The organism is Rheinheimera sp. A13L (assembly GCF_000217935.1).
Taxonomy (GTDB): domain Bacteria; phylum Pseudomonadota; class Gammaproteobacteria; order Enterobacterales; family Alteromonadaceae; genus Pararheinheimera.
Genome location: NZ_AFHI01000006.1, coordinates 44,192 through 64,212 on the forward strand (window position 1 = coordinate 44,192; position 20,021 = coordinate 64,212).

22 protein-coding genes are annotated in these 20,021 nt (G+C 45.0%); 8 read left to right on the forward strand and 14 right to left on the reverse strand.

What is annotated here, in order from left to right; all coding sequences use genetic code 11:
- Positions 1-9: 9 nt before the first annotated feature.
- From RHEIN_RS04170 to RHEIN_RS04180, 3 genes are all read right to left on the reverse strand, one after another.
- On the reverse strand, positions 10-426 hold the full coding sequence (locus RHEIN_RS04170) for a DUF4174 domain-containing protein (protein WP_008897724.1): 417 nt from the start codon (positions 424-426) through the stop codon (positions 10-12).
- A gap of 179 nt (positions 427-605) precedes the next feature.
- Complete coding sequence (locus tag RHEIN_RS04175; RefSeq protein ID WP_008897725.1) at positions 606-1,196, reverse strand: hypothetical protein; 591 nt, start codon at positions 1,194-1,196, stop codon at positions 606-608.
- A gap of 147 nt (positions 1,197-1,343) precedes the next feature.
- Positions 1,344-2,072 (reverse strand): substrate-binding periplasmic protein, encoded by a 729-nt coding sequence (locus tag RHEIN_RS04180; protein ID WP_008897726.1) that lies wholly within the window; start codon positions 2,070-2,072, stop codon positions 1,344-1,346.
- A 215-nt stretch (positions 2,073-2,287) separates the two neighbouring features.
- Here RHEIN_RS04180 and RHEIN_RS04185 point away from each other — a divergent pair, with 215 nt between their 5' ends.
- From RHEIN_RS04185 to RHEIN_RS20640, 5 genes are all read left to right on the forward strand, one after another.
- Entirely contained in the window at positions 2,288-4,627 is a 2,340-nt protein-coding gene (locus tag RHEIN_RS04185) for a TonB-dependent receptor domain-containing protein (RefSeq protein WP_008897727.1), read from the forward strand.
- 174 nt (positions 4,628-4,801) lie between these two features.
- A complete protein-coding gene (locus RHEIN_RS04190; RefSeq protein WP_158005465.1) occupies positions 4,802-5,530 on the forward strand; it encodes an alpha/beta fold hydrolase in 729 nt (242 codons plus the stop codon).
- A gap of 257 nt (positions 5,531-5,787) precedes the next feature.
- Positions 5,788-6,111, forward strand: a complete 324-nt coding sequence (locus RHEIN_RS04195; RefSeq protein WP_008897729.1) for a hypothetical protein — start codon at positions 5,788-5,790, stop codon at positions 6,109-6,111.
- 36 nt (positions 6,112-6,147) lie between these two features.
- The gene (locus tag RHEIN_RS04200; RefSeq protein WP_008897730.1) at positions 6,148-6,645 is read left to right on the forward strand and encodes a hypothetical protein; all 498 of its coding nucleotides are present in this window, start codon (positions 6,148-6,150) and stop codon (positions 6,643-6,645) included.
- Positions 6,620-6,874, forward strand: a complete 255-nt coding sequence (locus RHEIN_RS20640; RefSeq protein ID WP_008897731.1) for a hypothetical protein — start codon at positions 6,620-6,622, stop codon at positions 6,872-6,874. The genes RHEIN_RS04200 and RHEIN_RS20640 overlap by 26 nt, the downstream gene beginning before the upstream one ends.
- Before the next feature lie 68 nt (positions 6,875-6,942).
- Here RHEIN_RS20640 and RHEIN_RS04205 read toward each other — a convergent pair whose 3' ends face one another.
- Together RHEIN_RS04205 and RHEIN_RS04210 are read right to left on the reverse strand one after the other, a co-directional pair.
- Positions 6,943-8,157, reverse strand: coding sequence for a glycerophosphodiester phosphodiesterase family protein (locus RHEIN_RS04205; RefSeq protein WP_008897732.1), 1,215 nt, complete (start codon positions 8,155-8,157; stop codon positions 6,943-6,945).
- A 123-nt stretch (positions 8,158-8,280) separates the two neighbouring features.
- Entirely contained in the window at positions 8,281-9,156 is an 876-nt protein-coding gene (locus tag RHEIN_RS04210; protein ID WP_008897733.1) for a DMT family transporter, read from the reverse strand.
- Positions 9,157-9,426: 270 nt separating this feature from the next.
- On the opposite strand from RHEIN_RS04210, the gene RHEIN_RS04215 reads away from it, so the two are divergent.
- Positions 9,427-10,392 (forward strand): glycosyltransferase family 2 protein, encoded by a 966-nt coding sequence (locus tag RHEIN_RS04215; protein WP_008897734.1) that lies wholly within the window; start codon positions 9,427-9,429, stop codon positions 10,390-10,392.
- A gap of 339 nt (positions 10,393-10,731) precedes the next feature.
- Here RHEIN_RS04215 and RHEIN_RS04220 read toward each other — a convergent pair whose 3' ends face one another.
- From RHEIN_RS04220 to RHEIN_RS04255, 8 genes are all read right to left on the reverse strand, one after another.
- On the reverse strand, positions 10,732-11,223 hold the full coding sequence (locus tag RHEIN_RS04220; protein ID WP_008897735.1) for a glutathione peroxidase: 492 nt from the start codon (positions 11,221-11,223) through the stop codon (positions 10,732-10,734).
- 141 nt (positions 11,224-11,364) lie between these two features.
- Positions 11,365-11,778, reverse strand: coding sequence for an ExbD/TolR family protein (locus RHEIN_RS04225; protein ID WP_008897736.1), 414 nt, complete (start codon positions 11,776-11,778; stop codon positions 11,365-11,367).
- Positions 11,779-12,507 carry a MotA/TolQ/ExbB proton channel family protein gene (locus tag RHEIN_RS04230; protein ID WP_008897737.1) on the reverse strand — a complete coding sequence of 243 codons (729 nt, stop codon included), beginning with the start codon at positions 12,505-12,507 and terminating at the stop codon, positions 11,779-11,781.
- A 10-nt stretch (positions 12,508-12,517) separates the two neighbouring features.
- Positions 12,518-13,192, reverse strand: a complete 675-nt coding sequence (locus RHEIN_RS04235) for an energy transducer TonB (protein ID WP_139056402.1) — start codon at positions 13,190-13,192, stop codon at positions 12,518-12,520.
- Positions 13,193-13,454: 262 nt separating this feature from the next.
- On the reverse strand, positions 13,455-14,054 hold the full coding sequence (locus tag RHEIN_RS04240) for a hypothetical protein (RefSeq protein WP_008897739.1): 600 nt from the start codon (positions 14,052-14,054) through the stop codon (positions 13,455-13,457).
- A 58-nt stretch (positions 14,055-14,112) separates the two neighbouring features.
- On the reverse strand, positions 14,113-15,018 hold the full coding sequence (locus RHEIN_RS04245; RefSeq protein WP_008897740.1) for a diguanylate cyclase domain-containing protein: 906 nt from the start codon (positions 15,016-15,018) through the stop codon (positions 14,113-14,115).
- A gap of 259 nt (positions 15,019-15,277) precedes the next feature.
- Positions 15,278-15,772, reverse strand: coding sequence for a hypothetical protein (locus RHEIN_RS04250; protein WP_008897741.1), 495 nt, complete (start codon positions 15,770-15,772; stop codon positions 15,278-15,280).
- Between the two features lie 180 nt (positions 15,773-15,952).
- Positions 15,953-16,447: a hypothetical protein gene (locus tag RHEIN_RS04255; protein ID WP_008897742.1), complete on the reverse strand. Its 495-nt coding sequence runs from the start codon at positions 16,445-16,447 to the stop codon at positions 15,953-15,955.
- A gap of 272 nt (positions 16,448-16,719) precedes the next feature.
- Between RHEIN_RS04255 and cobB the strand changes: the two genes are divergently transcribed.
- Entirely contained in the window at positions 16,720-17,424 is a 705-nt protein-coding gene (cobB, locus tag RHEIN_RS04260; RefSeq protein ID WP_008897743.1) for a Sir2 family NAD+-dependent deacetylase, read from the forward strand.
- On the opposite strand, the gene RHEIN_RS21025 is transcribed toward cobB, so the two are convergent.
- Positions 17,403-17,573, reverse strand: a complete 171-nt coding sequence (locus tag RHEIN_RS21025) for a hypothetical protein (protein WP_158005466.1) — start codon at positions 17,571-17,573, stop codon at positions 17,403-17,405. The two genes, cobB and RHEIN_RS21025, sit on opposite strands and share 22 nt — an antisense overlap.
- Positions 17,574-17,901: 328 nt before the next feature.
- On the opposite strand from RHEIN_RS21025, the gene RHEIN_RS04265 reads away from it, so the two are divergent.
- Positions 17,902-19,860 carry a multicopper oxidase family protein gene (locus RHEIN_RS04265; RefSeq protein ID WP_008897744.1) on the forward strand — a complete coding sequence of 653 codons (1,959 nt, stop codon included), beginning with the start codon at positions 17,902-17,904 and terminating at the stop codon, positions 19,858-19,860.
- The last annotated feature ends 161 nt before the right edge of the window (positions 19,861-20,021 follow it).

A 20,021-nucleotide genomic window follows, 5' to 3' on the forward strand; every position in this document is an offset into this window, starting at 1 on the left:
GCACCAACCTCAATGCAGCATTTCGTTTTGCCGCATAGGCATGGCATCAATCTCTGAGAATATCGCTTCTAAATCCATACGATCAAGCAAAAACTTCACCCCGCCATCTTTGCCAATCAGCATAATTTTACCAGACTTGATCGGGTAACGTTCTCTGGTGTTAGCTACAAAATCCGCTGACAAAGTCCCCTGATAGTTTGTCTGAACCTGATCGCCTGTAAGTACAAACCAGACCATATCCCGCTCGTCGATTTTACTTTTGTTTTTCTCAAACAGCGCCAAAATAGCTTCCTGACTTTGAACCTCATTTACAACCACAATTCTTTGGTTCCATTGCAAAGCAGCAAAGTCAGAAAGTACAACAGGTTCACTGCTGTGAGCGCACAGACTGAATACAAGGAAAAGAAGTCTGGTTATGTGGTTCATTGTTACTCTCCAACTAATTTTGGGGAAAAGTCACATGCCCAAAGCGCTTTACTGATTTAGCCTCTGTGAATTTAAAAGAAATCCCTGAATTTTCGAGTAACACAGCTAACTAAGGTAAAAATTTATCTATTCGAGTATCAGTGATCCTTGTAAGCCCTTAATCTTGAACTAGTGTAGATTTAATACTCATTCGGCTGTATAAAAACAACGCCCTCTTTTGTAATTTTCATTCTTCCGTTCATGTCTTTGTCATGCCACGAACCTTGTCCCATTTTTAGAACAGATACTTCTTCAGAAGATATGGTCATGGTGCTCATAGCATATCCCGCCTGCTTACGCATTGTAGATTCAACAGCATTTATCGGTTGGATAGCTGGGTAGTCAAGTTTTTCTATTTCTACGGTTTCTTCAGATGTTTTTACCTGCCAGAATTCGGACTGAGTAATCCACAGTTGATAAGTGCTTGGATACTTATTTCCAGATGGGGTCTGTATAGATGCAATCGACAAAATCCCACCGCCATCAGGAACTTGCATTTTAGCTCTAGAGTCCTTATACAACTTAAAATTACTCTCAGCTCCTAGTCTTGGATGGGAAGCACTCTCTTGTTCTATAACTTCCGCTGGTTTTGCATCAGAAAACTCCGGGGTTTTATTTGAATTATTGATAACTGCCGGAATTATTAACTGCAATCCTACATAGGCGACGAACACAAAAGCTATTGCAAATCCAAAGCCAAATACCAGACCACTTAAAAACTTTCTGAACACTCACGTTCTCCATTAAATATAATGTTGGGGTTAACCTTTTAATCTTCCCAAGCAAAATTTTACCAACAGTTCACACAAAACTAGCGCCAACCTCCCCTTATTTCAACAGCTTTTTCTAAAATCACTAATGCCTTATAAACCCAACCCCTACTGATTCAACTCCGAAAAATAGCTCAGCTGCAATTGGCTAAATAGCTCTGATTGTTTGATTTCCGCCAAAGCTTTATTAAAACGATCTGCGACTTCTGGGGTGCGGGCCAGCACATGGTAATGATTCGGCTGGAAAAAACTCAGAACTTTCAGGCTGCTGTCATCAGGCGCGGTTTGCCGGTAATAGTGCCAGAAGATATTTCTGTCCATTACCAGCACGTCCACCCGGTTTTTTAACAGCAATGAGGGCATTTGATGTTGCTCTACCACTTCCAGATAACTGCTGGCTTTGGCTACGGCTTCTGTATAGTCAGGTGATAAAAACTGGCGGGCATTTTGAAAGGCCATCACTCTAAGACCTACAAGGTCCTGCAGGCTTAAGATTTCTTTATATAAGTCCTGACGCACAATCAAAATATTCTGATAACTGATATAAGGCTCTGTGGCATAGAACCCAGCTGGGGTGCTGCGCTGCAATGAGACTAAATCGGCCTGCCCATTGCTGAACAAGGGGAGCAAACGGCCGTTTGGCACGTGAATAAACTGACTGTCAAAGCCCATACGCTTCACCACAGCTTTCAGCAAATCCAACTCGTAGCCGGTTTGAGTTGCCACTTTAATATAAGGAGGTTTTTCTACACCCACCAATAGCTGTAATTGCTGCGCCTGAGCCAGACCAATACAACTATAAATGCAGAATAAGCCAAACCACAGCAGTGTTTTCATCAATCAGGTTCCATCTGAAGCAGAATTCAGCATAGGCCAGACTTCAGAGCAAATACCACTATTTTCTTTTTCTCCTTCAGTTTCATCGAAATCGGTTTCCATAAAAATTACATTTCAATTACTTCATTTTGTCATCTTTCTTTCATTTCACTGTCATTAGACCAGTCCAGAATGGCCGCGCTTTCTTCAATTCAAACAACAATATGGAGTTTCACGTGGCATTACATCACAAACATCTGCTCGCTCTGGCAGTGAGTTCAGCCTTAGGTTTATCGGCACCTGCAATGGCAGAAGAAGCGGCAGTTGCTGCAGCCGACGAGCAGGAAGTAGAAGTGCTGGCTATTACTGGCAAACGCATTAGTTATGCGAATAACAGTACAGATGAAGCGATTAAAAACACCAAAGCTCCTATAGGTAACGTGCTGGATTTAGTCAGCCAGCTACCGGGGATCAGTGTAGGTCAGGGTGACGCTTTTGGTGGTGATGACTGGTCTACTACCATTTCAATGCGTGGTTTTAACGTGAACCTGAACGAACAACAATTGGGTATTACCGTCGATGGTTTACCTAATGGTGGGTCAGCTTACGGTGGTGGCAGCAAAGCCAACCGTTACCTGGATACAGAAAACACAGCTTATGTTGAAGTGGGCCAGGGTACCTCTGATATCGCATCCGCTTCATTAGACGCTCTAGGCGGCACCTTAAACTTTGTATCAAATAACCCTTTAGCTGAACAAAACTTAGCTGTAGCTGTGACAGGTGGTGATCACAATGCCCGCCGTTACTACACCCGCTTTGATACAGGTGACATAGGGGCGAATACCACAGCTTATGTCAGTTTATCCGACAGCTTTAGCAACAGATGGATAGGTTCAGGCAGCAATGGCCGTACCGATCGTCTGCACGGTGAAGTGAAAACAGTCACTGAACTGGACAATACCACCATCACAGCACGTTTTTCTTATGATGATACTGAAGAAGACAACTATAACACTGTATCTTTAGAGCAGTTTTTTGATAACCCGGACTGGGATCGTCTGACTAACGTCTGGACTGGCAACCCGGATATCGATCAGAACTTCGCCGAAGCCTGGTCTACCTTGCGGGAAAACAGCTTCACTTACGTCAAAATTGATACCGACTTAACCGACAGCCTGAACCTGACCGTCACGCCTTATATACATATGCAATCAGGCCGTGGTGACTGGTTGCCGCCTTATCAGGTCTATGTAGAAGACGCTGCGGGTAATCGCGTCAGCCGTGGCACGGGCAATGGCAACTTAGTTCGTTATCAGTATGTTAATGCGGCAGGTCAACCCATTCTGGATCCAAATGCAGATTTAACAGGTGCAACACGGGTCGCCTCTTACCGTCATACTCACTATGAAAAAGACCGTTATGGCCTGACCTCAGAACTGAAATGGGCAATGGACAATCATGAGTTACGTTTAGGTGCCTGGATTGAACAGCAAGACCGTAACGAAACCCGCGACTGGCATAATGTGATTGACCCGAAACAGTATCACTACTTCAACAACCAGCCGTATTGGGTGCATTACGACCGTAACTACGAAACTGATACGCAGAAAATTTATTTACAGGATCAAATTAACTGGAACGATTTAACAGTTACTTTGGGTGTGAAAAAGTTTTTTGTTGATGTCAGTCGTAAAGATAATATCGTTACAACCAATACAGATAATCTCGACAGCGATTCAGATGTATTACCAAGCCTGGGTTTTGTTTATCGCTTAAACGACAGCTACGAAGTATTTGGTGGTTATGCGGAAAACTTTAAAGCCATCAGCGATGCAATTTTAGAAACCGATCAGGATTTTGATGCTCTGGAAGCTGAAACTGCAAAAAATATCGACTTAGGTTTACGTTATTTTGGTGACGACCTGAGCCTGTCATTAACCTATTACGATGTAAAGTTTGATAACCGTATCACCTTTCTGCAACCAGGAGCCAGTGCGGGTGGCCCTGACTATCTGAACGAGTTAGACGGCACTTATGTCAACGTAGGTGGTATTGAATCTGAAGGTCTGGAAGCCAGCTTAAACTGGGAGTTTAACAAAGGCTGGAGTATTTACAGTGCCTTTACCAGCAATAACGCTGAATACAGTCAGACCATCAACCCTGTGCTAAGAGACGGAGAGGGAAAAATAGTGCTGGGACCGGACGGACAACCAGTACCTAACCCTGCAGCTATATTTGCAGGCGACAAAGTAGCAGGTTCACCTGAAACTATGCTCAGCCTGTCGTTGCGTTATCAGGGCGAAGCTTACCGTGCAGGTTTAACCGCCAAACGCACAGACAGCTACTTTGGTGCTGCTTTAGGTGGCAATAAAGACGAAATCCCTGCATCCACCCTGATGGACTTCTATGTGGGCTACAGCAAAGACTTGTCATCAAAAGATATGTTCAAAAGCATGGACTTATCTCTGGTGCTGAACAACCTGACGGACCAGGACTACTTAGCAGGTGGCCAGGAAGGCGCTTATTACTTAGGTGCAGAACGCACAGCGACTGTAACTTTAAAACTGGATTTCTGATCTAATCCAGAGTGACAAAAGCCGGAGCTTACACAGCTCTGGCTTTTTTATTGTGATGTAGCACCAGTTTGAGTGTTCCTGGGCGCAGCTGTCTTTCAAGATACCAATAGTTTGGTATTTATCCTGACTTCTTTTATGCTGGCGGACCATGGTCGTAGTCAAAAGCCTAACCCTATGAAAACCAAACTGTATTTAATCCCCGGTACTCTATGTAATGCCAGGCTCTGGACTGAGCTTGCCCCTTACCTTAGCGACTATGAACTGGAACATTTGCCTATTCCTTCAGGGGCGGCTCCGGAACATCTGGTGGAACATTTAGCCTCAGCTTTGCCCTCCCACAAGTCAGTCTTAGTCGGGTTTTCATTAGGTGCTTATTTAGCTGCATTATTAACGGTGCGTTATCCGGAAAAAGTTGCAGCTTTGATGCTGGTGTCCAATAGCCCCTGCCCTTTAAGTGCTCAAGAGCAGGTTTCACGTCAGTATAGCTTGCAGCTGATCACTGAATTTGGTTACAAAGGCATCAGCCAGAAAAAAGCTGAAGCCTTAGTGGACAGCGCGAAGTTAAGCCCTGATGCACTGCAATATATAGTGAACATCATCCGCCAGATGGATGCAGAGCTTGGCGAGGATACGTTAAAAGCCCAGTTGGGTGTAACGTCAGAGCGCAGGGATCTGAAAGATGAACTACTCAAGCTGACTTTGCCGCTTTGTTTTGTCTACAGCGAACAGGACCCGCTGATCAATACCCACTGGATGCAGCATTTTATGCAGAGCAGTCAGAAACGTCATCAGCCCAGCAGTCCGGTTGTTTTTCATGCCGTGGCAGGTTCTGGCCATATGTTGCCCTTAGAGCAACCTGCTTTACTTAGCCGCTACATAAAGCAATGGCTGGGTGAGATATAAGCGCTTTTACGCAGCCTTAAACCTATGGGGAACTGTTGTGTAAAAATTACCAGCAACGGGTAACTTCTACAGTCAGGCTGGAGGTTCGCTGAAAGCAAAAAACAGATAAAACACTGTTTTTATTGATATATATTAATTTGGCACAACCCATGCTCTAATTTAAACGTAAAAGTAAAACGCAAAGAGTAGAATGCAAAGAGTAAGATGAAAAGTGCAGCCATTGCTGCATTTCACAGTGTTCACCAAGGAGATTTATTATGGCCACTTCACAAAGTGCAACAGAGCAAGCAACAAGTAAAAGCAACAGTGCGTTAAATTCGCCTATTACAGAAAAAGCTATTGAAGCTGCACATCATGCAGTAGACGCAGTGGCAGAAAAAGCTGCAGTAGCTGAAGACACATTACGTAAAACAGCGGCCAGCTCTCAGGAAACGCTGACGCACAAACAAGAAGAAATTACGCAACAATTGCAACTGTCCTACAGTAAAACCCGTGAGTTTGCAGTGCAAAATCCACTGGCCGCTGCAGGTATCGCCTTTGCTGCTGGTGTATTGTTAACCGCTTTGCTACGCGGCAAATAAAGCCGTTACTGACGCAATACCAACCAAGGCGGATTTATGCAACCTAGTGAAAGCTCTGAAGCAGCTGCGGAACAACCAGGGCAGCCTGTATCCACACAGGCTGCCCTGACTAAATCGGCAGAGCAAGCTTTGGATCAACTGGCTGAAATAGCTGCGCTTGGCAATTCAGTCAAGCAAGCTTATGCCAGCCAACTAAAACTGACAGGGCAAATAGCAACGGCAGAATGGCAGCTCACAGGCCGCAGCCTGACCATTGCCGCGGCTTTAGTAGTGTGTTTTGGTGCAGGCATGATTTTACTCTGGGGCAGTATTTTGGCTGTGCTGGGTTATGTGCTGTTTCAACTAAGCAGTTCAGTCGCAATTACAGCCACGGCTTTGCTGCTGTTGCAGTTTGCTGTATTGTTTTGGTGTTGGCGCAGTTTAGCTTATGTGCTGTCACAAGCAGGCTTTTCAAATACCTGGCGGCAATTGCAATTGCTATTGTTCAGGCCACAGAAGGAAGACACAAATGCTGATCCAACGGCTACTGACTAAGCAGCAACAGAAGCTGACTGAGCTGACAGCACAAAGCCAGTTAGAGCAGCAATTACTGCTGATAAGAAAACAGCAATTATCAGAAGCAAGCCTTAGTTTTATTGGTTCAACACCGGGTTTAATGCTGAGTTTTTGCGCTGGTTGCCTGTTTCAGCTTCGCCACAACAGCGCTGTAAAAATGATGCGCAGCCTGGTGGGATTTCGCTGGATCACCAGGCTGATTGGTTAGTTCAGAGCTGGTCTGTACCTGATCTGAACTAGTAAAATCCCTGTCGTAACACCGTTTGCCAAAATCAGTTAAGGCTTACAACTTTGCCGGAACAAAGCACGTTGCTCCAAAGCTAAATCCGGGTAATCGGTAAAAAGCCCATCTATGCCTTGCTTAAACAGGGCCTGCAGTTCTTCGTTATAACTGAATGTGGTTTTGTCATCTTTGGGCATTAAATAATTTGCTTCAGCCCTGAACGTATAAGGGTGTACCTTTAAGCCCTGCTGCTGAGCCGCTTTGACAAAAGGCTTTAAATTCAGGCTGTGTTTTTGATACATACTGCTGCGCCAGGGGCCAATGCCAGCGGCATAGCTATGCATAAAGTTCAGGCCTTTGTCCTTCAGTAAAGCCGAATAATCCAAAGGTTTAGGCAATGCGGCTAAAAAACTGCTGTCTTTATAAATGGCAGCTAAATCAGCATTTTGTTGCTGATGATAAAACACGTCATAAGGTACTGAAAAACTGTCTTTTGGTGGTAAATAGGCTTTGTCTGTATCACCAATCAGCTGGATCAGCGGAAGTTGAAGCTTTAGATCCGGCATCCACTGCGTTTTAAGTTCCAGCAGGTTCTGCAGTTCAAAAGACTGAATAAATACGCGGCCTGGATCAGTAAACCGCAGCTGCTTTAATTGCTGCACCAGCATTTTGCTGATATCCAGCGCTATAGGTTTGCCCGCTGCAGTTTTTCCTTCATACCGAAAATAAGTCGGGTGTTTGGTTTCAATATAAAGCCCGACTTTACGGCCTGTATCTGCTTCAAACTGTTTTACCAGACTGACAATTTCAGACAAAGTAGCAATGGAATATTGATCGTTGTGATCTGCTCCCTGAGGGCGCAGCGCTGGCAAAGGTTCACGGGCTTTCAGCTGCTTTATTTCAGCCAGAGTAAAATCTTCACTAAACCAGCCGGTAATTGGAATGCCATCAATACGTTTGGTGGTTTTTCGATCGGCAAATTGCGGCAATACAGCCACATTGGTGGTATGAGTTAGATCATTTTCATGGCGACTGATAAGTTGACCGTCTTTGGTCGGCACCAAATCGGGTTCAATAAAATCAGCCCCCATCCGCATAGCCAGTTGGTAGGCCTCAAGCGTATGTTCAGGCAAATGACCACTGGCACCTCTGTGGGCTATAACCAAAGGAGCAGTAACACAAGCATCAGCGGCTATGGCAACATCAGAGAGTATAGTTACAGACAACAAGCTCAGAGGCAGCAGAGAAAAACCTTTTTTAATCAGCATATTATTCACACCTTTTGCAAAAACTTCATACTAAAACCACAGAATGACAATAGCATGACACAAAATGGAGGAGCGGGCTTGCCCTGCCCGGCTGGTGTTCAAAGCTGTATCATAGAGGTTAGATCAACGACGTTCCTGTACCCATAAATACAAACCACACGCCATAATAACCCCAGCGCCAATCAACATAGATAAACCCGGAAATAACTGCCAAAGCAGGATATCAAAGCCTAAACCCCATACCAGTGCTGTGTATTCAAAAGGCGCTATCACTGAAGCTGGCGCTAAACGAAAAGCCTCAGTAATAAACACCTGACCTATAGCGCCACTTAAACCCATCAGCGCTAATAACCACAGATGATCCGAGGATATCGACACCCACTGGGGATAAGCTAAAGCACCAGCGCCGAGGCCTATCATAGTCATCAGCCAAAACACCATATTGCCGCTATTGTCAGTGCGGGATAATACCCGAACCGTAATAGCGGAAATGGCGTAACAAAGCGCTGAAACCAAAGCCGCCAGCGCTCCTAAACTCAACAATTGATCACCTTCAGGTTTAAGCATAAAAAGCACAGCCAGCATACCAATGCCTATAGCAACCCATTGGCGCAGCTGCACATGCTCACCTAAAAACCACACTGACATAGCGGTGATTAACAGAGGGGCTGCAAAAAAGATGGCATAAGCATCGGCCAGCGATAAGGTCTGAATGGCATAAACAAAAGCGGACAACATGACGATGCCAAGCACTGCCCTTAGCAGATGCAAAGACCAGCGCGAATTCAGTAAATGCTGCACTCTGTTGGTTGTGACTAGCCAGATGACGATTAAGGGCCAGGCAAACAAGGCACGCAAACTGGTGATCTGCATGGGAGCATAATACTGCGTCAGCTGTTTCATACAGGCATCCATAGCGCAAAACATGCCCACGGCCAGCAACATACACAAAATCCCTTTAGTCGGCTGATCGACAGCGGGATGAAGCAGACTTTTCATAACTACCTGATTAATGCAGAAAACAGCGGGCTAGTGTTCAAAAATCTTCAGACTAAAGCAAGTGCAAAAGCAGCAAAGATTAAGCCTGCAGTGGAAACACTGTGATTCCAGAGATTGCATTACTGAAACCGCTCCTGTTTTTGTTACAAGAAGCGTCTGAATGTAAGAGAATTTAACAGTTTAGTGACTAACTGTTACCCCTTATTCTGAGCCCCCCAACCTGCTGATAGACTCGCATTTCCCCTATTCTCATCCTATAGGTAGCCTAGTATGCGATCAGGTTCTTTGTTATCTCTTATTGTTCCTTTTTACAATGCCGCCCACTATTTTGCTGAGCTACTTCACTCTATTGAAGTACAACTGACAGAAGCAATACAAGTGGTCCTGATCTGTGATGGTGCCACAGATGGCAGCCTTGAATTGGCACAACGGCACATAGGCTCTTCGGCGATACCACAATGTTATCTGTTGTTGTGTCAACAAAACAGCGGTGTCAGTGTCGCCAGAAATCAGGGGATAAAACATGCGACTGGAGAATACATTGGCTTTATTGATGCGGACGACTTACTACTACCCGGTTACATCAGTCAGCTACTGAGCGTGATCCAGCAGCACAAACCCGATTTGATTGAATTGGGTTATAAAGGTTTTAAGGACATATCTGAACTGAACCATGCCAAACCACGTTATCTGCATCGTAACGCCGGTTGGTTGTTAAAAAACAAAGCCATTACCGAAGTATATAAAGCCAGTCGTTGGTTTTCCTGCTTAAGGGTATATCGCAGAAGAATGGCACCCAACTTTCAGTTCCCAGCGGGCATTGCCTTTTGTGAGGATTTAATGTCTATGCCTTCTTTATATGAGGCTGCAGGACATATTTATCATTTGCGTTTGCCGCTGTATGGCTACCGAGAGCATAGTGCCAGTGCTTCTTTTAACGTAAAAGCACAACATCAGCAGCAATTACAGCGCTTTTTTACCGATGTTCAGTTAAAGAACTCTTACCCTGCAATGCCAGAGCTTTGGCGTCATTTATTGCTGTTTCATCTGGCTTATTTACTGTACAAATTCCAGTTAAATAACAAAAATCAGCAAAGCTTTCCTGACCAACTTGCTCAACAGCTGAAAGCACTGATCTATCAGTTTTGGTGGTCACCACATTTTTCAGTACGAAAAAAATTAAATCTGGCTTTTGCACCATTTTTTTTTCGCTGGGAGAGAAGTAAAAGCGGATAGGGGCAGAAGGCAGCAAAATTGGGTTTTTATTGTTTTATATCAAGGTACATAAAACAAAAAAAGTGCAGACTCTGCTGCGTTCTAGTTGTAAGACTGAACAGGTTGTAAAAGCGACAGGTCTTTTACTCCACCATTCCCAGCCTTGTGTATTTTACGCCTGACTACACCTCTGTCGTCAGGCGATTTTTTTAATTTTACATCCCTGTAAAATGCCCTTCGGGCCAGCTGAAGCTGTTAACAATATGCTCCAGGCAATTATTTACTGTCTGTAATATATGGGTTGGAAAACTGGACGGGCGACCATAAAGGTCGCCCCGATTTCGCATAGGTTTCCACTGTCTAATTTGCTGCTAACGCCTGCTGAATTTCGGCTTCCAGATCCTGAGGTTTGGTCAGTGGTGCCGCGCGTAAAATCGTTTTACCATCACGGCCGATCAGAAATTTAGTGAAGTTCCACTTGATAGATTCTGAGCCTAACAAACCTGGTTTTTGCTGTTTCAGATTTTTAAATAAAGGCGAAGCGTCCGGGCCATTGACATCAACTTTGCCGAACATTGGAAAAGACACACCATAGTTCAGTTCACAAAACTCACTGATTTCAGTTTCATTACCCTGCTCCTGCTTGCCAAACTGGTTGCATGGAAAACCTAAAATTTCCAGGCCCTGATCTTTGTACTTTTGATACAACTCCTCCAGGCCTTTGTATTGCGGCGTAAAACCACACTTGCTGGCGGTGTTCACAACCAGCAGCACTTTGCCCTGGTAGTCTTTTAACTGCACTGGCTGGCCTTTGATATTGGTCACTGCTAAATCAAAAATTGGGTTTGGCATCATATGCTCCTCTGTTGCGCTCTGCTGTTCGGGCTTCAGTGCTCACTGAAAGTAAAAACATAATGCCTAACAATTAAATTGCATGCAATTTAATTTTATTGATGTAACTGATGTAAAAAACCGAACAGAGAAACAGCCCGGTTAGCTGGCTGGCTCGCTAATAAAACCTAACTTAAGCAAACCCGATTGCTGCACAGTAGCCATGGTTTTGAGTACATGCTCATAAGGAGCTGCTTTATCCCCCCGAATATGGACTTCAGGCTGTGGCAGCTGTTGCGCCTGCTCTGCCAGCTTTAACTCCAGTTGAGCAGCATCAATGGGCTGATCGTCCCAAAATACAGCGCCATCGGCTTTGACCGTTAAAGTGACAGTTTGAGGTTTAACCTCCTGCTTTTCATTGCTGACACGTGGTAAATCGACCTTCACACTGTGAGTGATCACCGGCACTGTGATGATAAAAATAATCAGCAACACCAGCATCACGTCCACCAGTGGTGTCATATTAATTTCGCTCATCACTTCGTTGTCTGAGTCTAAACCACCACCAAAAGCCATCTATTTAGCCTCCTTTAATGGCACCACCACTCTGCTGCTTTTGGGGGCTGCCCCAGTCAGAAAATAGGCGTGTAACTGATGGGCAAAACGCTGCATTTTATTCAGCACTTCTTTATTGCCACGTTGCAAAGCGTTGTAGCCCAGTACAGCAGGAATGGCTACAGCCAGACCAAAAGCCGTCATGATCAGCGCTTCACCTACAGGGCCTGCGACTTTATCTATGCTGGCCTGCCCCGAAACACCTATACCCACCAGCGCATGATAAATGCCCCAGACTGTGCCAAATAAACCAACAAAAGGAGCAGTCGAGCCTACAGAGGCCAAAATGGCCAAGCCCTTTTGCATCTGCTCTGCACTTTCATCTATAGCACCCCGTAGACAGGACACCAGCCATTCAGTCAAAGGTAAGTGACCATGTAAATCTTGTTGATGACTTTGATGATGATCCAAAGCGGCCTGGCCTTCGTCAGCCATATAACGGAACGGATTCATAGGCCCTGCTGCGGAGTCGGCCGAACTTAAAATCCGTAGCCCTTCAGCAAAACTATGGGCATGCCAAAAATCATTGCTGGCTCTGCTGATGCTTTTTAAGCGCCATAAACTGATGACCCGGATCACTATCACAGTCCAACTGGCGACGGACATCAACAACAGCATCACAGCCACAGCCTTAATAACAAAGTCACCCTGAGCCCAGAGTGCGGCAATACCATAGGGATTTTCTTGCATGATGAACTCTCTAATTGATTGAATTTAAGTTAAAAACCACAGGCTGCACAAACCAGAAATCTATCGGCTGCCCCAGTTTCAAAGCGGGTTGGTAAGTCCAGCTGCGTACCGTATTTAAAGCCGATTGATCCAGCCTGGAAAAGCCCGAACTTTGTTTCAGTGTTAACTGCCCTACTTTGCCGTTTTTAAGCACCAGTACCTGTAAATACACAGTGCCTTGTTCTTTCAGGCGGCGCGACAACATCGGATAAAGTGGTGCTTTATTCACAACTTTGCTGGCTGAAGCTACAGGTGGACTGGTTTGGGGTTCAGGTGCTGGAGTTTCAGGAACTGCTTTGGTTTGTGCTACTTGTGCAAGAGGTTCTGGCGTACTGACGGCAGTGGGAGAAGCTTCTGCCACTGGGGCAGGTTTGACCGGAGCAGGTTTGGGTTTCGCTACTGCTTTTTTAGCTTCGGCTTTTTTATGCTTCGGTGGTATTGGCTTCGGCTTTTTCAGCTGTTCAGATAAAACAGGCCTGGGTTTTGGCTTGTCTGGCACTGGTGCTGCAGGAGCTGAAATAATCACGCCTTCAATGGCCTTTTCCACAGCTTTAGCTTGTGGTTCTGTTGCATTGGTGACGACTGCAGCAACTAAGCTTAAATGCAGCATCAACACCAGAAAAAACAACACAACAGATCCTTTCACCACTTTCCCACCAGACTAAAACCAGACAACAGATCTAAGCAGACCCAACAGACAGTTTTAAATCGTCATTGTTGAATACTCTGATCTGAAAAATTCAAAGTGGAGTCAGTGCAAAGAGGCAAGGATCCACCACAGCAGTACAATAAAGTGTTTATCGCACTCTGTTGACATAGCATTCATGCTATCGAGAATCATTCTCGTTTGCAACAAATTTAAATCAAATGGCGATCGGTACGCCTGGTCTGCAGGCTCTTATTCATCTTTAACGACGGCGGATCAGCAATCGAATCCCCAGCACAGTGGTGAGTAGCAGCAGGAGTAATCCAAGCACACCCACTGCCTGATCCAGACTTTTATATCCTGTCCATTGCAGGTAATGGGCTTTGTATAAATTGTTAATTAACTCAGTATCTTTGCCTTGTTGCGACAGACTTAAGCTGGCCCAGTTCAGTTGAATTTGTACCCCTGTATCTGTCACATAACCTTGATCTGTTTTTAGCAGCTGTTCGCCATAACGCTGAGGATCGACGCTGATTGCATCTTTAAGCAGCAATTGCAGTTCATCATCTGCAGGCTGGAGACGGACTGTGAAGTCTTGCGGGTTCAACTGCTGCCAGCCATCCGATTGTTTGACCAGCAGATGCACACCGAACACGCTTTGCAGCAGCTTAATTTCCTGCCAATCGGGTTGCGGATGGATCTGAATTGTAGTGCTGATGGGGTAAGTTTTAACGGTCAGGTAGGAAAAAGCAGCCTGATAACCAGGTTTAATAAAAAATACCAGGCCAGTGAAAGCCCAGATACAAAATGGCAAAATTAAACACCAGCCTAAAAAACGGTGAAGACGACGGGGTAATGACATGAAACACAACACTCAATAGCGTTTGAAAAACAAAAGTTTAACAGCAATAAGAGTGAAACTAACCGAAATTTTTGCCCGCTGAATCCAGTAACTCTGTGACACACCAAAGCTGATTGCCGCCTGCATGTTTGGCTCTGTACATAGCTCTGTCAGCGGCCGCTAACAAACTGCTTTGATCCTGACCATGCTGTGGAAAAAATGCGATACCAATACTGGCGGACAATTGCAGTGGGTGCTGTTCAAATAAAAACGGCTGCTGAAGTTTAGTCTGCAGGCTTTGTAAAGCGCTTAACACAGCAGCCTGATCCGTCACCGCATCCATCACAATAACAAACTCATCACCACCTAAACGGGCCACTGTGTCGGTTTCACGCACTGAAAACAATAAAAGTTCTGCTACTTTTTTTAAGCACAAGTCACCTGCTGCATGGCCAAGCTGGTCGTTCACTTCTTTAAATTTATCTAAATCCACAAAACATAAAGCCAACATGCCCTGCTCACGCCTGGCGCGTGCTAATGACTGTTGCAGCCTGTCTTCGAATAAAGCTCTGTTGGGTAATTGAGTCAAAGGATCGTAAAAGGCTATATGCTGCAACTGCTCTAACAGTTGTTTATGTTTGGTGATATCGCGGGCCACGGCCACCCGCACTTTTTGATCTTCAGACCAGCGGGCAGACCACTGGATATAAGCAATTTGACCGTCTTTGCGGATATAACGGTTTTCAAAATCGATTTTCTGATCCCCAGCCATAATTTCGCTGGCGGCCGATAAAGTACGCTCCCTATCCTCCGGATGCACTAATTCGATCATAGGCCGGCCTATCATTTCTGTGCTTTTATAGCCAAAAATCCGCTCACAGCCAGAACTCAGATACAAAAAATGGCCATTGGCGTCCACCACACAAATAGCTTCAAGTAATTGATCAATATAATCACTCAACGAGGCTAACGACGGGCTTGGCATACTACTCCTGGTTGGATCTGTTGAACTGCACTACCAAATACTGTTGCACGCCTGGCTACCCTATGAAGCTGGTTATTCGATACAAACTAAGCAAACAACCACCCACAGCCTCTTTACTATAGCTTTGGTATACCAGTAGTGAAACAGAACATAACAGAGTCAAACTAAGGACACAATAAAAACGATAAAAGTGAAACGGCATTCAGAGACAAATGGCTGCTATCTGCCGGGGCTATACCAAGCTGGACTATTTACAATGTTAAGGCTGCTTTAAATATTCGATATACCAGCCATAGGCTAAGGCTTTAGTAAAATAAATTTTTTCTGTGGTACTTCTTTTACCTTCCATATGAATATCGGGATTAAACTCAGCGATAACAGCCGGCTGGTAACTATAAGCCATATAAGCGCCTTCTCCGGCAAAAAAGGAAGACCATTCAGTAACAATCAGCGAACATTCAGCAGTGCCTTCTTGTAGCAGCGCCATATCTTCTTTGTCTACGTCTGCCAATAACTGGTCCAGCTGTTTTAATAAAGGCGCTAGCTCTGCCGGATACTGCTCTGCTGTATTTATATCGTAGCGATGAAACTTTGTATTAAGTGTGGCTTTTAAACTGCAGGCAGCAGCGGCCAGCTGCTTAAACTTATCCTGATGCAACTGAAAATGCTGAGTCATTTCATCCACATCGCGCCTTTCGCTACAGCTGCTAAGCAGAAGGCAACAAGCGAGCCCTGCTAAAAAATTGATTTTCATTTGTTTACATCTCCTGCTGGCAAAACACACCAGTGATAAATAAAGCGAAACCAGGCCTGATCTTTATTTTGCATCAGGCCTGGATTTTTTAAGGTGAGGAATGAAATTTACAAGCGGTCAGCAAATACTGGCAGTTAGACAAACCATGCGAAAAATACCACACACTGCAACTTGCCCATATCAGAGCACCGCCGCCTGCTTTTCCTGTGGTGGAAGCTGCGCTGCATTACTTTTAGCTTTGGCACTTACAGTGACTGAAATAGTGCTCAGACCCTGAGTTTCACGGTTATTAATAATATGAAAGTTGTAGTCAAGATGATTGCCGTCGGGCGATTTTTTCAGCTTTAAAATGGCCTTGTCGTGCTGCTGTAAGGCCACTTTGATAATATCGGGTTCAGAAAACAGCGTCTTACTGTATATCACTGTGCCATTGCCCAGTTGCAATGTCGCGGTATAACCTGCTGCAGCCACAGAGTTTAAGCCAGCTATTAAATTGTCGGCTGAAAAATAAGTTTCTGTTGAATGCAAATCACGCAATTGAATACAGATTTCACCATCACTGCGCGAAGCAGTTGACAAGGTAATTTCACTATTTTCCCTTAGTTCGACACAGGATGCTTGTGCGTACCCAATATTTAAAAACGCTAATACCAGAATGATGATGTTTTTAGTCACGTTGTTGACCCTCCTTTTCGCCAGCATTAAAACATTTGTTATAAATAAAATTCAAATGTTTATTTATTGATAATAAAAAATAAATTAAAACCCATAAGTCCTATCGTTCAATAAACAACCACACAGCACTTTTATTCTTTATTGGCTAACCTGCGGTCTGTGCTTATCAGTTACACTTTGTATCCAACAAGATAAGCTGATGACAGCTTTTGTATGTAGATGAAGATGCAGCTAAAGTGTTCAGGCAAAGGCAGCAATAAAGGCTTTTATGTATGAGATTTAACAACATAGTAGTGCTAACCGGAGCTGGGGTATCGGCGGAGTCTGGTATTAAAACCTTTCGTGATCATAATGGTTTATGGGAAAACCATAAAATTGAGGATGTGGCTACACCTGAAGGATATGCCCGGGATCCGGCCCTGGTGCAGCAGTTTTATAATCAACGCCGTGCTCAACTGTTAGACCCTAAATTAAAGCCCAATGCCGCTCATCTGGCGTTGGCGCAATTTGAACTGCAGCATAAAGCCAAAGGCGGCAACTTTTTACTGATCACACAAAATGTGGATAATCTGCATCAAAGAGCAGGATCAGAGCATGTCATTGCGATGCACGGCCAGTTGCAAAAAGTAAAATGCCCTCTGTCAGGCAAAAATCAAAGCTGGCTAAAAGATGTAACAGCCACAGATTTATGTCATTGCTGCAAAACCCCACAGCCACTTCGACCCGACATTGTTTGGTTTGGTGAAATGCCTTATCAGATGGATCAATGCGCAGATGCACTGATGCAGGCCGATTTATTTCTATCCATTGGCACTTCAGGCCAGGTATATCCTGCAGCAGGTTTTGTACAAATTGCAGCGCAGGCGGGCGCTCATACGGTTGAGCTGAATATGGAAGCCACCCGTGGCGACTTTGCTGAAGGTTATTATGGCCTTGCCGCTAAAATAGTACCGGCTTATCTGGCCAAACTTAGCTGAACACTGCGCTTGGTTTTAGCATTATTACAGAGCAAGTTCAGCAACTGCTGTTGATCCAACCATCCATCCCCCTGCCACAGCCACTGCCAGTCCGGCAAGGAATGACGTACTGCTCTGGCGTTCGCCTGCAACAACTGAAATAAATTCATCTGCATTTGATTTATCAAAAAAAGGGACTATGGTTTTGTAGCGAATTCCGAAAAAACTTCTCATCAGCAAGTTTTATTCAGGATCTTAGTTCACCATGACTCAAAAGGATTTGTGTATGTCCCCAGCTCTGCTCACAAAAACACCCCGCAGCCAAGGGTTTTTATCCTGTCAGCCTAAAAGATTTTTCCGCCAATCCGTCGCAGTGGAGCATCAGTCAACATGGTGTCACTCCAGGTCAAATTCGTCTGGACACAGCTCCAGCTCACTAATTTAAGCATTAGACAAAGCCTCAGGGTTTTGTTGTATTCAATTCACACAGGAGATTTTATGTCGCATTTTTTACTTCGCCATGCTGTAAGCCTTGCTTTGGCCAGTATGGCAACAAGCAGTTTTGCACTGAGCGCAGAACAACCCCGCCCTTTGCAGGACCCGCCTTTATTAGAAATAAAAAGAGCAATCCTGCCGCTGTTGACCAAAGCTCAACAACAAGCCGGAGCACCTCAACCAGACGAGGCAAGCCTGGACTGGAACGTTATGCTCACCCGCAGTCAGTTGTGGAACCCTAATACCAGCAGTTGGGATCAAGTAAATTTACGCAGCTATCAAGGCAGTAAGGTTGATCCCAAAGCACCTTTTGTGGCTCCTACTCTGCGGGTTTTTCCGGGAGAAACCATCAGGGCCACTTTACATAACAAACTGGATCCAGATCCCAGTTGCATCAGCCACAGTCAGGGCGTGAATGACCCCCACTGCTTTAATGGCACCAATATGCATACCCATGGCTTGTGGATTAATCCGGCGGGTAACAGCGACAATGTGCTGATTTCAATTAACCCTACAGTATCGTTTCAGTACGAATACAATATTCCGGCGGACCACCCGGCTGGCACCTTCTGGTATCACCCGCACCGTCATGGATCTACAGCTATTCAGGTGGCAAGTGGTATGGCTGGCGCTTTAATTATTCAGGGCACTCGTCAGCCCACCAAAAACCGTACTGGCGACATCGATCTGCTGTTAACCAGTTCCGCCAACCAAAGCTTTAAAGAACGCACTATGGTGTTCCAGCAAATCCAGTATGGCTGTTACATCAAAAAACCTGGGCAAGAACCTGTGCTGAAAATGGATGCCAATGGTGCTTATATTTGTGATCCGGGTGATATAGGTGAAATACTGAATTACGATGGATTTGGCCCGGGCGGCTGGAGTAAATCAGGCCGTTACACCAGTATTAATGGTGCAGTTCAGCCCTTTTTTGCGGATGCTAAAGCAGGCCAGATTGAACGCTGGCGTATGGTGCATGCAGGTGTACGCGACAGCATCAATTTAAAAGTAGTGAAATTAACAGGCTCACCATTACAAGGCCAGATCTCTGCTGCAGATGAGCAAAAATTACTGCAAAAATCCTGTACCGGTGCCCTGGTCCCCCAACATCAAATCGCTGCAGATGGTTTAACACTGGCCGAAATTGACTCCACTGAAGTGACTGTACTTCAACCTGGTTATCGCTGGGACACTTTGATGATGTTTCCTGAAGGCGGTCAATACTGCGTGATTGACGATGCCGCAGCAGCTTCAGCCAATGTGGATCAAACACCTTCTGAACCTCAACTGTTGGGTATAGTGCAGGTAGCAGCAGTTTCAGGACCTGTCACTTCAACTATTGGTCAGCAACTCATTCAAAGCGCTAAAATCAATATCAACCCGGATATGCAAAATGCAGTGATCTCCGACTTACAGGCTGGCCTGAAACTGAGCAACTTTGTGCCACATCAGGATCTGCCTGCAACAGAAAACAAGCAACTTCTGGAGTTTAATATCGATACCGAGGCAAAACCCACCCGCTTCGAAATCAATGGCGAGCCTTATCAGCCTGGTCGTATTGACCGGGAGTTGATTTTAGGCAACGTCGACGAGTGGATCTTAACGTCAAAACTGGCCAGCCATCCATTTCATATTCACGTCAATCCGTTTCAGGTGGTCGCAGTGCTGGATCCGAATGGTAAAGATGTCAGTGCAGAGGATGCAGTGGATGACTTTGACACCAGCAAAAAATTCCCCGATCCACAATACAGAGGCATGAAAGGCAAATGGAAAGACACACTCTGGGTTAAAAATGCTCTGGGGAAATCTTACAAAGTGATAGTGCGAACTAAATATCAGCGTTACATAGGCGACTTTGTTTTGCATTGCCATATTTTGGATCATGAAGATCAGGGCATGATGCAAAATGTGCGGATCAGTTTACCGGACGGCAGTGGTGGTGCCAGCAAGGCCCACCATTAAAAACCGGAACGCGGTGTAATCAGCTTACACCGCGTTTTTCCTGCGTTCAGTCGCTTTTATCTATAAAGTTAAATACTGCCCTTCATTTCATTAACAAAAAGTAATCTTACTGAAACAAACAACAGCTCTAATGTCGCGGCAGATTTCTAATTCAACCGACA

Bases quoted from the DNA above. Each gene is read 5' to 3' on its own strand.
- RHEIN_RS04170 (WP_008897724.1), bottom strand. From the start codon at position 426: ATGAACCACATAACCAGACTTCTTTTCCTTGTATTCAGTCTGTGCGCT.
- RHEIN_RS04180 (WP_008897726.1), bottom strand. From the start codon at position 2,072: ATGAAAACACTGCTGTGGTTTGGCTTATTCTGCATTTATAGTTGTATT.
- RHEIN_RS04190 (WP_158005465.1), top strand. From the start codon at position 4,802: ATGAAAACCAAACTGTATTTAATCCCCGGTACTCTATGTAATGCCAGG.
- RHEIN_RS04195 (WP_008897729.1), top strand. From the start codon at position 5,788: ATGGCCACTTCACAAAGTGCAACAGAGCAAGCAACAAGTAAAAGCAAC.
- RHEIN_RS04200 (WP_008897730.1), top strand. From the start codon at position 6,148: ATGCAACCTAGTGAAAGCTCTGAAGCAGCTGCGGAACAACCAGGGCAG.
- RHEIN_RS20640 (WP_008897731.1), top strand. From the start codon at position 6,620: ATGCTGATCCAACGGCTACTGACTAAGCAGCAACAGAAGCTGACTGAG.
- RHEIN_RS04205 (WP_008897732.1), bottom strand. From the start codon at position 8,157: ATGCTGATTAAAAAAGGTTTTTCTCTGCTGCCTCTGAGCTTGTTGTCT.
- RHEIN_RS04210 (WP_008897733.1), bottom strand. From the start codon at position 9,156: ATGAAAAGTCTGCTTCATCCCGCTGTCGATCAGCCGACTAAAGGGATT.
- RHEIN_RS04215 (WP_008897734.1), top strand. From the start codon at position 9,427: ATGCGATCAGGTTCTTTGTTATCTCTTATTGTTCCTTTTTACAATGCC.
- RHEIN_RS04220 (WP_008897735.1), bottom strand. From the start codon at position 11,223: ATGCCAAACCCAATTTTTGATTTAGCAGTGACCAATATCAAAGGCCAG.
- RHEIN_RS04225 (WP_008897736.1), bottom strand. From the start codon at position 11,778: ATGGCTTTTGGTGGTGGTTTAGACTCAGACAACGAAGTGATGAGCGAA.
- RHEIN_RS04230 (WP_008897737.1), bottom strand. From the start codon at position 12,507: ATGCAAGAAAATCCCTATGGTATTGCCGCACTCTGGGCTCAGGGTGAC.
- RHEIN_RS04240 (WP_008897739.1), bottom strand. From the start codon at position 14,054: ATGTCATTACCCCGTCGTCTTCACCGTTTTTTAGGCTGGTGTTTAATT.
- RHEIN_RS04245 (WP_008897740.1), bottom strand. From the start codon at position 15,018: ATGCCAAGCCCGTCGTTAGCCTCGTTGAGTGATTATATTGATCAATTA.
- RHEIN_RS04250 (WP_008897741.1), bottom strand. From the start codon at position 15,772: ATGAAAATCAATTTTTTAGCAGGGCTCGCTTGTTGCCTTCTGCTTAGC.
- cobB (WP_008897743.1), top strand. From the start codon at position 16,720: ATGAGATTTAACAACATAGTAGTGCTAACCGGAGCTGGGGTATCGGCG.
- RHEIN_RS21025 (WP_158005466.1), bottom strand. From the start codon at position 17,573: ATGAATTTATTTCAGTTGTTGCAGGCGAACGCCAGAGCAGTACGTCAT.
- RHEIN_RS04265 (WP_008897744.1), top strand. From the start codon at position 17,902: ATGTCGCATTTTTTACTTCGCCATGCTGTAAGCCTTGCTTTGGCCAGT.